This is a genomic window from Bacillus sp. Marseille-P3661 (assembly GCF_900240995.1).
Taxonomy (GTDB): Bacteria; Bacillota; Bacilli; order Bacillales; family Bacillaceae_J; genus OESV01.
On record NZ_LT965954.1, the window covers coordinates 120090 to 133292 of the forward strand.

At 35.2% G+C, this 13203-nt stretch carries 16 protein-coding genes; all 16 read right to left on the reverse strand.

What is annotated here, in order from left to right; all coding sequences use genetic code 11:
• Positions 1-22 precede the first annotated feature (22 nt).
• The 16 genes from dxr to C1724_RS11525 all read right to left on the reverse strand — a co-directional run bounded on the left by dxr (position 23) and on the right by C1724_RS11525 (position 13197).
• On the reverse strand, positions 23-1171 hold the full coding sequence (gene dxr, locus C1724_RS11450) for a 1-deoxy-D-xylulose-5-phosphate reductoisomerase (RefSeq protein ID WP_102346911.1): 1149 nt from the start codon (positions 1169-1171) through the stop codon (positions 23-25).
• A gap of 9 nt (positions 1172-1180) precedes the next feature.
• Positions 1181-1969 carry a phosphatidate cytidylyltransferase gene (locus tag C1724_RS11455; protein ID WP_102346912.1) on the reverse strand — a complete coding sequence of 263 codons (789 nt, stop codon included), beginning with the start codon at positions 1967-1969 and terminating at the stop codon, positions 1181-1183.
• Positions 1970-1989: 20 nt separating this feature from the next.
• A complete protein-coding gene (locus tag C1724_RS11460; RefSeq protein ID WP_102346913.1) occupies positions 1990-2769 on the reverse strand; it encodes an isoprenyl transferase in 780 nt (259 codons plus the stop codon).
• Between the two features lie 123 nt (positions 2770-2892).
• Entirely contained in the window at positions 2893-3450 is a 558-nt protein-coding gene (gene frr / locus C1724_RS11465) for a ribosome recycling factor (RefSeq protein WP_102346914.1), read from the reverse strand.
• 2 nt (positions 3451-3452) lie between these two features.
• Positions 3453-4175, reverse strand: a complete 723-nt coding sequence (gene pyrH / locus C1724_RS11470) for a UMP kinase (RefSeq protein ID WP_102346915.1) — start codon at positions 4173-4175, stop codon at positions 3453-3455.
• 215 nt (positions 4176-4390) lie between these two features.
• Positions 4391-5266 carry a translation elongation factor Ts gene (tsf, locus tag C1724_RS11475; RefSeq protein WP_102346916.1) on the reverse strand — a complete coding sequence of 292 codons (876 nt, stop codon included), beginning with the start codon at positions 5264-5266 and terminating at the stop codon, positions 4391-4393.
• A gap of 114 nt (positions 5267-5380) precedes the next feature.
• Positions 5381-6082 (reverse strand): 30S ribosomal protein S2, encoded by a 702-nt coding sequence (gene rpsB, locus C1724_RS11480; RefSeq protein ID WP_102346917.1) that lies wholly within the window; start codon positions 6080-6082, stop codon positions 5381-5383.
• 138 nt (positions 6083-6220) lie between these two features.
• Positions 6221-6793: a coupling factor for flagellin transcription and translation gene (locus C1724_RS11485; RefSeq protein ID WP_102346918.1), complete on the reverse strand. Its 573-nt coding sequence runs from the start codon at positions 6791-6793 to the stop codon at positions 6221-6223.
• 1 nt (position 6794) lies between these two features.
• Positions 6795-7157, reverse strand: a complete 363-nt coding sequence (locus C1724_RS11490; protein WP_102346919.1) for a hypothetical protein — start codon at positions 7155-7157, stop codon at positions 6795-6797.
• Between the two features lie 2 nt (positions 7158-7159).
• Positions 7160-7930 carry a FliA/WhiG family RNA polymerase sigma factor gene (locus C1724_RS11495; protein ID WP_102346920.1) on the reverse strand — a complete coding sequence of 257 codons (771 nt, stop codon included), beginning with the start codon at positions 7928-7930 and terminating at the stop codon, positions 7160-7162.
• 94 nt (positions 7931-8024) lie between these two features.
• On the reverse strand, positions 8025-8378 hold the full coding sequence (locus tag C1724_RS11500; protein ID WP_102346921.1) for a hypothetical protein: 354 nt from the start codon (positions 8376-8378) through the stop codon (positions 8025-8027).
• A complete protein-coding gene (locus tag C1724_RS11505) occupies positions 8375-8872 on the reverse strand; it encodes a chemotaxis protein CheD (protein WP_102346922.1) in 498 nt (165 codons plus the stop codon). Before C1724_RS11505 ends, C1724_RS11500 begins: the two co-directional genes overlap by 4 nt.
• Complete coding sequence (locus tag C1724_RS11510) at positions 8865-9503, reverse strand: chemotaxis protein CheC (protein WP_102346923.1); 639 nt, start codon at positions 9501-9503, stop codon at positions 8865-8867. Before C1724_RS11510 ends, C1724_RS11505 begins: the two co-directional genes overlap by 8 nt.
• 4 nt (positions 9504-9507) lie before the next feature.
• Entirely contained in the window at positions 9508-9978 is a 471-nt protein-coding gene (locus C1724_RS11515; protein WP_102346924.1) for a chemotaxis protein CheW, read from the reverse strand.
• A 39-nt stretch (positions 9979-10017) separates the two neighbouring features.
• Entirely contained in the window at positions 10018-12081 is a 2064-nt protein-coding gene (locus tag C1724_RS11520) for a chemotaxis protein CheA (RefSeq protein ID WP_102346925.1), read from the reverse strand.
• A gap of 15 nt (positions 12082-12096) precedes the next feature.
• Positions 12097-13197, reverse strand: a complete 1101-nt coding sequence (locus tag C1724_RS11525; RefSeq protein ID WP_102346926.1) for a protein-glutamate methylesterase/protein-glutamine glutaminase — start codon at positions 13195-13197, stop codon at positions 12097-12099.
• Positions 13198-13203: the final 6 nt, after the last annotated feature.

Below are 13203 nucleotides of genomic sequence, written 5' to 3' on the forward strand. Positions count from 1 at the left end.
GTATTAACGTTTAGAAGACATATTAAGCTTTTAATGATCTAACAAATTTTCTTGTACTTTGATCAATTTCAATGATCGTTTCTAAGTCAGGTTGTTTGATAGCAATATGTTTCTCCATCGCAGTTTCAATACAATCTTCAATTTCTAGAAAACCGATTTCTCCATTTAAAAACATTTGTACAGCTTGTTCATTTGCTGCGTTTAAGACTGTTGTCATTGAACCACCAATTTTACCGGCGGTATAAGCAAATTTCAGTGCACGATATCTATCAAATGAAGCCTCTTCAAAGTGGAGTTTCCCTATATCAATTAAGTTTAACCTTTTTGAAATAGGCAACGCAAGTCTATCAGGGTACGTTAAGGCATACTGTATAGGAACTTTCATATCCGGTGAACCTAATTGGGCGATTACACTTGTATCTTCAAACTCTACCATGGAATGTATAATGCTTTCTTTGTGTAATACGACATCAATTTTTTCATATGGCAGATCAAATAACCAGTGTGCTTCGATTACCTCTAGCCCTTTATTAACCATTGTAGCCGAATCAATCGTGATCTTTGCACCCATTGACCAATTTGGATGATTAAGAGCTGACTCAATAGTTACATCTTTTAGCTCATGCCGTGATTGATTTCGGAAACTTCCTCCGGATGCTGTCAGTACTAATCGATAAATTGAATTTCGATTTTCTCCATTTAGGCATTGAAATATAGCTGAATGTTCACTATCTACTGGTAAAATCGGAACATTATTTTTTTTTGCTTTTTCCATCACTAAATGACCAGCTGTAACAAGTGTTTCTTTGTTAGCAAGAGCAATAGCCTTTTTCTCTTCTATTGCTCTTAGTGTTGGCTTTAAACCAACACTCCCTACGACAGCGTTAACTACCACTTCTGCATCATTATTAGCAGCTACCTCAATTAATCCCCGTTCGCCATAAACTAATTTTACACCCTCTGGAACTTGATTTTGAAGAGCATCCAAGCTTTCTTTGTTTAAAACTGAAACAACCTTTGGTTTAAATGTATGTATAATTTCTCTTCCCAATGTTAAATTATTTCCAATTGATATGGCTTCAAGTTCAAATTGATTGGGATGTAACCTTATTATATCTAGCGTTTGGGTACCAATTGAACCTGTTGCTCCAAGTAAACTTATTTTTTTCATAACGACTCCTTAGATGAACTGTAAAAAATGAAGAATAGGTAGCACAAAGATAAGGCTGTCAAAGCGGTCTAAAATTCCACCATGTCCAGGTAATATATGACCAGAATCTTTTACACTATAATGCCGTTTTAAAGCTGATTCAACAAGATCTCCCATTTGACCAAAGATAGATATGATAATTGTAAATACGACAACAATAGCAATTGATGAATGAATTGGAACAATCAATTGAAAAACAATACCAACAACTATTGCTGAAATAATGCCTCCTATTGAACCTTCGATCGTTTTATTGGGGCTTATTTCAGGCCATAATTTATTTTTACCTAAGGCCTTGCCAATAAAGTATGCTCCTGTATCTGTTGCCCATATTACAAAAAGAGCAAAGAAGATATATGAAAGGCCTACCATTCTCGTCTCGATTAAGTAATAAAACCCAACTCCGACATAAAGAGTAGATAGAATGGTAAAACCTGCATCATCAAAAGTAAAATTATTTTTAGAGATAACGGTATATGAAAGTAATAACATAACTACTATTAATGCACTTTCAATTTTAGAAAAGTTCATACCTACGACATCTAACATTAGATTCTGAGGTATTAAAAGTAACCAAAGAAAAAGAAATATTAATAAACCCGGAAATGAAAAAACATTAATTTTCTTCATCCGCATTAATTCATGTAAGGCAATTGATGCCATTATATAAACTAATATAATAAACGGGGTGTTTCCAATTATGACCACTGGTAAAAATATTGCAGCTGCTAATACTGCTGTTAGTATTCTTGTTTTCATTACAATTCATCACCCTTAATTTATACGCCACCAAATCTCCGCGCCCGTTGTTGATACTCAACTACAGCTTGAATAAAATGTTCATTATCAAAATCTGGCCATAAGACATCAGTAAACCAAAATTCGGCATACGCTAACTGCCATAACATAAAATTACTTAACCGTATTTCTCCGCTAGTTCTAATTAATAAATCGGGATCCTTTAAATCCGAACTCATTAAATATGACGAAAATACTTCTTCATTTATGTCCTCTACTTCTAGTTTGCCATCATTTGTATCTTTTAATAACTTTTTTATACTTTCCATTATTTCATATCGGCTACCATAATTTAAAGCAAAGTTCAGTATAAGACCATTATTGTCTTTTGTATCAAGGATGGCTTTTTGAACAGCCCGCAATGTATGAGGAGGTAATTGTTCTTCATTTCCCATAATCCGAACTTGAACATTTTCATCGATTAGCTCAGGTAAAAAAGATCCTAAAAATTCCTCCGGTAATTTCATTAAATATTCCACTTCTGTTTTAGGTCTCTTCCAGTTTTCAGTTGAAAAAGCATATAAAGTTAAGGCTTTTACACCCATATTGTTCGCAGTTTTAACTATTTTACGAACAACTTTCATACCTTCGTGGTGTCCTGCAATCCGCGGTAGTCCACGCTTTTTAGCCCAACGACCATTCCCATCCATTATTATTGCGATATGATTAGGTACGGAAGAAAGATCAATTTGTTCCCAAGTAAATTTCTCTGATCCCCCAATTTCTGAATTGCTTTTTCTAAATAAAAACTTATCGAGCATTGGAATCCTCCACCTATAGTAAATTTTCTTCTATCAGAATAGATAAATTCCGACATTATTAAAAAAACCCCCTTAAATGTCAATAGAGGGTTTCTAGTAATATATATTGTATCGTGAAATGGCCTATACTTCCATTATTTCTTTTTCTTTTTCTTTTGTTATATTATCAATTTCCTTAATATGTGCATCTGTTTCTTTTTGAACGTCCTCATTAAATCCTCTGTGTTCATCTTCTGTAATCTGACCATCTTTTTCAAGCTTTTTCAAATCATCGTTTGCATCACGACGGATATTGCGAATAACTACCTTTGCTTCTTCTGCTAAACCTTTTACTTCTTTTACTAATGACTTACGACGTTCCTCTGTTAATGGAGGGATTGAAATACGAATTATATTACCATCGTTTGATGGACTTAATCCAAGGTCAGCTTTTTGGATTGCTTTTTCAATATCATTAAGAACGGATTTATCATAAGGCTGGATAACTAATAGTCTAGCTTCAGGTACAGTAATAGAAGATAGCTGGTTTAAAGGAGTTGGTGCTCCATAATAATCTACTTGAATGCGATCTAAAATAGATGGATTGGCTCTTCCTGCCCGTATCGTTGCCAATTCACGCTTATAAGATTGGATTGCTTTATTCATTTTTTCTTTTGCATTTTTAAGAACTGTTTGGCCCATTATCATTTCCCCCTTACTATCGTTCCGATATTTTCACCAAGAACTGCACGTTTTATATTTCCTTCTTCCATAATTGAAAACACTATTAATGGAATATCATTATCCATACATAGGGATGATGCTGTAGAATCCATTACAGCTAGCCCTTCTTTTAAAACATCTAAGTAGGATAGTGTCTCATATTTAACAGCTGTCTTATCAACCGTCGGATCTGCACTATATACGCCGTCAACATTATTTTTTGCCATTAGAATTACATCGGCTTCTATTTCCGCTGCTCTTAATGCTGCTGTTGTGTCTGTTGAGAAATACGGGTTCCCAGTTCCGGCAGCAAAAATAACCACTCGTTTCTTTTCTAAGTGGCGGATAGCTTTTCTTCGTATGTATGGTTCTGCCACTTGCCTCATTTCAATCGAAGTTTGCACTCGCGTTTGTACCCCAAAGCTTTCTAAGCTATCTTGTAAGGCTAATGAATTCATACAAGTTGCAAGCATACCCATATAATCAGCAGTAGCGCGATCCATTCCCATTTCACTACCAACTTTACCACGCCAAATATTTCCTCCACCAACAACAACCGCTACCTCTACATCCATTTCAGCAATTTCTTTAACTTGGCTAGCAATGCTGTTTATGACAGAGGGCTCTATACCAAAACCTTTCTTACCGGCTAGTGCTTCACCACTTAACTTTAAGATTACACGCTTGTACTTAGGTTTTGTCATGACAACCTCCAACTGTTCACTCATTTTTTAGAAAAACTCGAACTCGCACAATGGCAAGTTACGATTTTCCAACATTTTAACCCTTTAAATTTTATTAGGGTAAACAAAATGTCAACATAGAAACACGGCATAGCATTCTCAAAAAGCATTAGAATCGATCCGTACCTCTTAAAATAGGGAACACTCAGTGTTCCCTATTTGATTACTGCTTTTCATTATTTTTTAATTTGATTCATTACTTCTTCAGCAAAGTTTTCTTGACGCTTTTCCATTCCTTCTCCAACTTCATAGCGTACAAATCCTTTTACTGTGCCACCTTTAGATTGTACATACTTGCCAACTTTTTGATCTGGATCTTTAACGAATGCTTGATCTAGTAAGCAAATATCTTCAAAGAATTTACCTAAACGGCCTTCTACCATTTTTTCTACAATATTAGCAGGCTTTCCTTCGTTAAGAGCTTGCTGTGTTAATACTTCACGTTCTCTATCTGCTTCTTCTTGAGAAACTTGATCACGAGAAACATAACGAGGATTAACAGCTGCTACATGCATTGCCACATCTTTCGCTGTTTCTTCATCAGTGCCCCCAAGAACAGTTACAACACCAATGCGTCCTCCCATATGTAAGTAAGCACCGAATGCATCGCCATCTTCTTTTTCTAGCACTTGGAAACGACGTAAAGAAATTTTCTCACCAATTTTTGCAATTGCTGAATTAATATGCTCTTCAACAGTTGTTCCATTGATATTTTGAGTAAGTGCTTCTTCAACACTTGCTGGCTTTTGTGTTAATAAATGTTGAGCTAGCTCGTTAACTAATTGTTTAAAGCCTTCATTCTTTGCAACAAAATCAGTTTCTGAGTTTACTTCTAAAATAACAGCAGTATTTCCATCAGTTTGAATCAATGTTGTACCTTCAGCAGCAATACGATCCGCTTTCTTAGCAGCTTTCGCTATGCCTTTTTCACGAAGATAATCAATCGCTTTATCCATGTCACCATCAGTTTCAGTAAGTGCTTTCTTACAATCCATCATTCCAGCACCAGTTTTTTCACGAAGTTCTTTTACCATTTGTGCAGTTACGGCCATATTAATTTCCTCCTTGGTAATTAGTTATGTATTAAAAAGTTCATGCATATAATTCTTCAAAAAAGGTGATAAAAGGCATGTTCCCTCTTACCACCTTCAATTCAACTTAATTAATTAAGCAGTAGTTACTTCTTCACCTTGTTTAGCTTCAAGAATAGCATCAGCCATCTTTGCAGTTAAAAGCTTAACAGCGCGAATAGCATCGTCATTTCCTGGAATTACAAAGTCAATTTCATCTGGATCACAGTTTGTATCAACAATACCAATGATTGGGATGTTTAATTTATGTGCTTCAGCAACAGCGATACGCTCTTTACGTGGATCAATAATGAATAAGCAATCTGGAATAGCTTTCATCTCTTTAATACCACCTAAGAACTTTTCAAGACGCTCTAATTCTTTGTTTAGATTTACAACTTCTTTCTTAGGAAGTACATCAAATGTACCGTCTTCACGCATTTTTTCAATTTGCTTTAAGCGGTTGATACGCTTTTGAATTGTTTCAAAGTTTGTTAGTGTACCACCTAACCAACGTTGGTTAACATAGTACATTCCACAGCGTTCTGCTTCTTCCTTAACAGAATCTTGCGCTTGCTTTTTAGTACCTACGAATAAAATTGTTCCGCCATTAGCAGCGATTTCCTTCATAGCATTAAAAGCTTCTTCTACTTTCTTCACAGTTTTTTGTAAATCGATGATATAGATTCCATTACGCTCTGTGAAAATGTAACGCTTCATTTTTGGGTTCCAACGACGTGTTTGATGTCCGAAGTGAACACCAGCTTCTAAAAGTTGTTTCATTGAAATTACTGACATTCTTTTTTCCTCCTAATGGTTTTTATTCCGCCGCCCGTTTCATCTTAAAGTAAAACTACTTTTGCAGCACCATTACTTTAATCAACGAACGTGTGTATTTAACACCGAAAGTTACTATATCATATTGGTCTTAATCTATCAAGTGTTTTCCTTACTTTCTTGCCTAAATTTTAATAATAATTCAATTTCAGTTTGCCCTTTATTAAGTTTTTGAGCAATTTGGTTTGGTGTAAATCCTTGCTCATTTAATAAAAGAACTTGCGATGTTAAGGAGGGTACAAACTGATCATCACTTGATGGTTGCGGTGGTACATATTCTTTTTTGGGTTGTTCGAGAGTCATAGGCTCTTCCTTCGGTGGCGTTGTATTTCTATACAGCTGTTTAACCGGTTTGTCACTTACTTCTGTAGGAAGTCTTTTATATGTAGATATAGTATTGCGCTTTATTGTGTCAACCTGTCTTTTAGAGCCTGATATAACATCAGTATGAACAACGTTATTAGTATTACCTGATTTTTCAATTTGATTCAGGAGTTTTTCATTTTCGTCTTTCATTTCAGTTAAATATGTTTGTAAAATATCTTCGATTTCTTTTTGGATATTGGTTGATTCTATTTCATTGTTACGATTGAGTTTTAGAGTTAATAACATAATCCAAAAAAAGGCCAAAATATGTAAAATAAAGCTAATTGTAAGCATAAATGGTAGCATATTATCCCTCGATATCTATCGTAATCCCCTTATAGGGATGCGGAGGACTTATATTTTCTTGCTGTTTATTTTTTATAACAGCACGTAATTCAAAAGATTGATGTTGATTTTTGTTATGAAAATGACTTTGATTAGTTTTTTCTTGTTTATTTACCTGTTTTCTTTTTTGCTTATCTTGCTTATGATTGACAGCAGCTAAGTGATCTTGAGTATGCTGTCCTTTTTGTTGAAGCTGTTCTTGTAGTTTACCAATATCTTGTGTCCTCGGAAGTGCAACTTGCAATTCTATTAATTTTAAGCTCATTTCCTTCACTTCCCATTCATTTTTATAAAAAATAACTAATGGGCCCACATTTTTTTTCACACTTAAACTGCTACAATTTTATTTAACGTATTGCGTAGTTTAAATAATGCTTTCGAGTGTATTTGCGATATTCGAGAAGTAGATAAGTTAAGGACCTGTCCTATTTCTGTTAATGTTAACTCCTCATGGTAAAATAAACTTATAACTAGTTGTTCTTTCTCATTTAAATCTTGAATCGTTTTAGCTAGTTCTGCATGTAATTCTTCTTTTACAATCGTTTCTTCAGGAGATAAAGTATTTTTATCACGAATTGTATAACCGATTGATTCTTTTGACTCCTCAGAATCTTTATTATTTTCATCGATGGATAGAATATTTGAAAAGAACCCCTCTGTCACTACTTGTTGAACTTCCTCTTCACTCATCCCAACTTCATCAGCTATTTCTTTTACAGTTACATTTCGCATCCACTTTTGCTCTAGTCGCTCATTAGCAGCTTCTATTTTTTTAGTTTTTTCTCTCATACTACGCGGTAGCCAATCTTCCTTCCGCAGTCCATCGATAATAGCACCCCTAATCCTAAAGGATGCATATGTATCAAACTTTAATTCTCTTGTATAATCAAATTTTTCTAAAGCATCATATAGGCCTAATAAGCCATAACTTTTAATATCTTCTTTATTTACACTTTTAGGTAACCCAACAGATATCCTTTGCACATGATAGTTGACTAGAGGCATATATAGACGAATTAGTGAATCACCAGCTTGAGGATCTTTGGTCTTGATCCATCTTTGCCATATTTGATCCTCACTTGATGATAGTTGCGTCACTCGTATTCCTCCTTTTACAAAGCTTACATGTATTTAATCACCCTGAATCGTATAAAATCATCACTCAATAACGTAGACGATACTAGAATGATAATCAATTCTGATCTTTTTCTAATAATTCCCGCACATATTGAGATGTATTGTAAAAAACTTCAGTCCCCAATTCAATCTCTTGTTCATTCGAAATATTAGAGAAAGTTTCAGCGTTTGGCTTGTCATTACTTTGAATGTTTAATTTATTTTCAACTGCAGGAGCCTCATTAGTATTTGTTAAACTAGCTGTAATTACCCACCATAGGATGAAGCAGATTAAATAAAAGAGAAGAAATGAGAGCAATCCACGTTTAATCGCTGTCTCAACGGTATTACTATTCAACGCTAAAAAAAAGACAAGGCTGAAACCTAATAAACCAGAAAAAATCATAATAAGCCCTATATTCCTACTCAAATATCCTTTACTCCTTGATTAACAGTTCGTATATTTAATTTGCGGGATTTAGGGTTAAATTCAATTGTCCTCCCGCTATTTCCCCCAACATCCTCTGCAGTTAGTGTAATCCGGAAACGCTGTAATTCTTTTTTGACCGCCTCAACATTTCGAGGACCTATCCTCATCATGTCATTTTTCGATGAAAATTGAAACATTTGAGCACCACCTGCAATTTTTGCTTTCAGGTTAAGTTGACGGCTACCAAGTGATAGAATCCGATTTAACAATTCCTCAACAGCAGTGTCAGCATATTTAGCGATGTTTAAAGACCCTGTCTTGGCCAATGATGAATCAGGTAACATAATATGGGCAAGACCTGCAATTTCTTTTTGAGTATCGTAAATAACGACTCCAACGCAGGAGCCAAGCCCGGAAGTACGAATGAGGTTTGGGGATTCAACCACATTCATGTCGGCAATCCCGACCTTCACAATAAGTCCAGTCTCATTCATCAACAGGAACTCCTAACGCACTGAAGATTTTGCCAAAAGAGTCTGGATCTGGCAGTAGAAAGAAATGTCCTTTTACACTATCATAAAAATCCACATGCTCCCCTACAGCAGTATCAATGACAATAGCATAATCGCTTACCTGTGATAGTTCAATTAGTCCATAACTTAAGATCGCACCTACCATATCGATTCCAAGTTCAGGAACGGACGGATATAAATTTAAATGAGTAAAATCAGACAGCGCTGATAAATAGGATCCAGATAATATATTACCTAGCTCTTGTAGAGCAGAAACCGACATTTCTGAATAAGGAGGTAAATCGAACGAAAAATCCTCTTCACCTGTCATCAATACAATAAATTTGGTTGCCTGTTCAAGCGGTAACATAAAATACATACTTCCAGGGACATCCCCTTCAATTCTTAGGAACACGGATGCAATAACATTTTCTGCACCACCGACTAAGTCCATCATCTCATCAAAGGAAACAATTTTCACATTCGGCACTGTCATATCTATTTGCTTACCAAGAATAGTTGAAAGTGCTGTAGCGGCATTTCCAGCACCTATGTTACCAACTTCTCTCAATATATCTAAATGGTGACTTTTAATGTTTTCAATAAAAGACATGCCACTAACCCTCTAACACTTTTAATTCTTTTGTTTCTTCACCATTTAACACTTTATCTAAATTTAATAAAATTAGTAATCGATTCTCAAGCTTAGCCACTCCTCTAAGATATTCAACCTCAATGGCTCCAACTACCTCAGGTGGCGGTTCTATAGCCCCGTCCGGAATATCAATTACATCATTTGCTGCGTCAACAATTAAACCTACTTCCATATCTTTTACACTAACAATAATAATCCGTGTGCTATCGGAATAGTTTACGTCCTCGATACCGAATCTTTTTCGCAAATCAATGATTGGTGTCACAACACCTCTTAAATTCATAACTCCCTTAACAAACTTAGAAACCTTAGGAACCCTTGTGACATGTTGCATACGCTCTATAGACTGTACTTGCTGTACTGGTATCCCATACTCCTCATCTTTTAATTGAAAGACAATAACCTTTAGATCCTTGATTTCAGTTTCAGACATTTCTCTTCCTCCTTTACCATGCACAATATCCTTCGTCAGTTACTTTATTAAGGCATTGCAATCAATGATTAAAGCAACTTGACCATTGCCGAGAATAGTAGCTCCTGAGATAGCAAACGCAGAGTTTAAATAATTCCCCAAAGATTTCAATACAATTTCCTGCTGCCCTATAAAGGAATCAACGACAAGACCAGCCATTTTATCCCCTTTTCTAACAATCACAACCGATAAGAAGCCGTCTTCTTCTTTTGTTACAGGTACTTCAAAAATATCTTTCAGGAACACTAACGGTACTACCTTTCCTCTAAAATCAATAACTTTTTGGTTATGAGCATTAAGGATGTCTTCCTTCTTAATAATCGCAGTCTCAATGATTGATGATAATGGAATCGCATATTTTTCATCTTGTATTTCCACTAGCATTACCGAGATAATTGATAATGTAAGTGGAAGTTGAATAGAGAAAATAGAACCTTCTCCTTGTTTCGAATCTATTGTTACAGAACCGCTTAGTGATTCGATGGTATTTTTCACAACATCTAAGCCTACGCCACGACCCGAAACATCTGAAATTACATCAGCAGTTGAAAAACCTGAGGCCATAATTAATTCATAAACTTGCTTATTCGTCAAATTAGCTCCTGCTTCTGCTGTTACAACGCCACGTTCGATAGCTTTGGTTAATACCTTTTCACGATTAATACCAGCACCATCATCCTCGATTTCAATAAATACATGATTGCCACTATGAAATGCCTTTAGGACGACGGTTCCAGTTTCAGGTTTGCCTTTTTTAATACGTTCTTCTGGGGTTTCGATACCATGATCAATAGCATTGCGAATTAAGTGTACAAGCGGGTCACCAATTTCATCAATAACTGTACGGTCTAGCTCTGTTTCAGCTCCTATAATCTCTAAGTTGATTTTTTTATTTAGATCACGAGCAAGCTGTCTCACCATTCGAGGAAATCGATTGAAGACCTGTTCAACTGGAACCATTCGCATATTTAAAATAATATTTTGGAGATCCCCTGAAATTCTAGACATTCTTTCAACAGTTTCATGTAATTCTGCATTATTTAAATCGTTAGAAATTTGCTCTAACCTTCCTCTATCAATAACAAGCTCTTCGAATAGATTCATTAATATATCTAATCTTTCGATATTTACACGGATTGTTTTATTTGTGACATTTTGACCTTTAGATTTTTCTTTTTCCTTCACTTCATCACTTTTGGATTCGTTAGTTCCTAGAGAGTTACTTATACTTGTTGCTGTTTCTTCATTTTTTTTATCTTGTTCTGGCTTGGATTGCTCTGATTTAATGTCATCAATTGATAGTTCTGTAACTATTACACTTTCAATCTCTGAAACTTTCATAATCCTTTTTTCAATATCGTCTCCGTTTTCTTTAGAAACGACAATTACCGTGAATTCGAAATCAAAACGCTCTTCTTCAAGATCCTCAACCGGGGGATTAGACTTAATAATTTCGCCGATTTGTTCGATTATTTCAAACACCATAAAAACTCGAGCACCTCGTAATAAACAGTCGTCCCTTAATTTAACGGTTATTTGAAAACTACTAAACCCTTGTTCCATTGATTGTTCTATAACGGTCAATTCAAATTGATCAAATTTCTCAACTTTATTGCTGATTGACTTAACAGCTTTTTGGCCTGATGATAAATCTGTCCCTTTACTATTAATGGTATTTGGATCTTCTCCTTTTTCAATCATTAATAATTTTGAAACGACTTCTGTCACATCTCGTTTACCATTTCCTCCGCTTGCTATATCATTTACCATTGCCTCTAAATCATCAACCGATTGAAAAACAACATCCAAAATATCCGGTGTTACATCAATTTTTTTATTCCTTATAAGGTCTAAGACATTTTCCATTTTATGTGTTAAGTTTGCTAAATCATCATACCCCATTGTTGCTGACATACCTTTTAATGTATGTGCTGACCTAAATATTTCGCTAACAATTGCTAAATCATTAGGACTATCCTCTAATGCAAGTAACTGTTCATTTATGGATTGTAAATGCTCTTTACTTTCATCGATAAACATTTCCAAATATTGACTAGTTTCCATTGTAAACACCTCTTTTTAAACATCAATATACTTTAAGATCACGGAGGAGATATGTTCTAAGTGCACGACTTCATCGACTAAATTAGTTGTAATAGCAGATTTAGGCATCCCAAATACGATCGATGATTCCTCAGATTCAGCAATTGCAATTGTAGCCCCAGACGATTTTAGTTCTCTTAAACCTTTTGTGCCATCTGTCCCCATACCAGTCATAATCACAGCAACCTTTGAATAATTTTTCAGTTGACTAACAGATTCATATAGCACATCAACGGATGGACGATGACCGTTTCTAGTGTCTGTTTGGTCTAAATAACAAGCAACAGATGTACCAATAGCCTTTACTTTTAGATGATATCCACCAGGAGCTATATATGCAGTTCCTTTTATTAATACATCCCCTTCTTCAGCTTCTTTTACATGTATTTTGCATAGTGCGTCCAGCCTTGTTGCAAGCGATTTTGTAAATCCAGCAGGCATATGCTGTACTATTAAAATCGGTGCTTCAATAGTTGCCGGTAATGTTGTCAAAACTTGTTGAAGAGCTCTTGGGCCACCAGTCGATGTTCCGATACATAAAAGCTTTTTATTGTGAATGGGAAAAAACTTTGAATTAGCAGAAGGCGAAGTTGGAGTAACAGTAGAATTAACGTCCAATTTTGTATCTTCTACTTTAGTTTGTTTTTTAGAATTCTTTGAAGACAATTCTCGAATATTTGCCTTAGACGCTAGTTCCACCTTAGTAATGATTTCAGTTTTAACTTTGTGAAGATCTAATGAAATGGCACCCGAAGGTTTAGCGATAAAATCAACCGCACCGTTTTGCATTGCTAATAATGTCGTCTCGGCACCAATTTGGGTTGTACTAGAAAGCATAATAACAGGTGTTGGATATTCATTCATTATCCATTTTAATGTATCAATTCCGTTCATCTCAGGCATTTCAACATCAAGTGTCACCACATCTGGTTTAACATCTTTTATTTTATTAGTTGCATCTTTCCCATTCCTTGCAGTTGCAACTACAAGGAAACGGGAATCAGCATTCAAAAAGTCAGAAATAAGTTTTCTCATAAACGCAGAATCATCTACAACTAAAACGCGTATCTGCTTCACTCCTAT